This is a genomic window from Psychrobacter sp. 1Y4 (assembly GCF_051847555.1).
Genome location: NZ_JBPYDE010000596.1, coordinates 1 through 688, shown reverse-complemented (window position 1 = coordinate 688; position 688 = coordinate 1). Strand labels below are relative to the sequence as shown.

Here is a 688-nt window from a genome sequence, read left to right as displayed (position 1 = left end):
GATGAAGCCAGTACGCTTACCTTTATGCAAGACTATCTTGCGCTGGCTGTCATTGGCTACGAGCTACCTATATTGGCACTTATCATGTGTGCGCTTGATCAAGGTAATGAGGTATTAGTGGCAAATCTGGCACATGATTATCATGCAGGCCTTGAGAGTAAAGAGGTTGTACTGGAGTCGCAGCAGTTGGCACAGGCGATGGTGTCTTGGCTCAACGAAGTCCTGAGTCTTGGCATACCTTCTGAGATACCTGATGATGGTTATTTACCACTTTTTGCTCACATTGCCCAGCATTGGCAGCTGCCACTCATGCAGTCGATGACCACCTATGGATTTGCTCAATTGGAAAATATGGTGCTCGCTGCTGTGAAGACCGTACCGCTAGGACAAATGGCAGGTCAGCGTATTCTGTGGCAATTACAAAGCGATTTGGGTGCGCAGGTCGATGCTCTAAGCGATGATGTACAACAGGCCTTTGATGCCTTAGTCATGTCGACAAACACTACCAATACTGTAGATAAAAGTGAAGAACCAGACTGTCAGCAGCTATGCCAAGACCTTTATGAAAGGCTCAATATTTCTAACAATTTACCTAATTTAGCGATTCTCTCGAGTATGCATGAGGAGCAATACAGTCGGTTGTTCCGCTCATAGTTTTACCTTTATCTCTATTTATAATTATTTCTAT

At 44.5% G+C, this 688-nt stretch carries 1 protein-coding gene; it reads left to right on the top strand.

Going from position 1 to position 688, the window contains the following annotated elements; all coding sequences use genetic code 11:
- On the top strand, nucleotides 1-654 hold a 654-nt coding region (locus ACS8FC_RS17795; protein ID WP_439297770.1), incomplete at its 5' end, for an urease accessory protein UreF.
- Nucleotides 655-688: the final 34 nt, after the last annotated feature.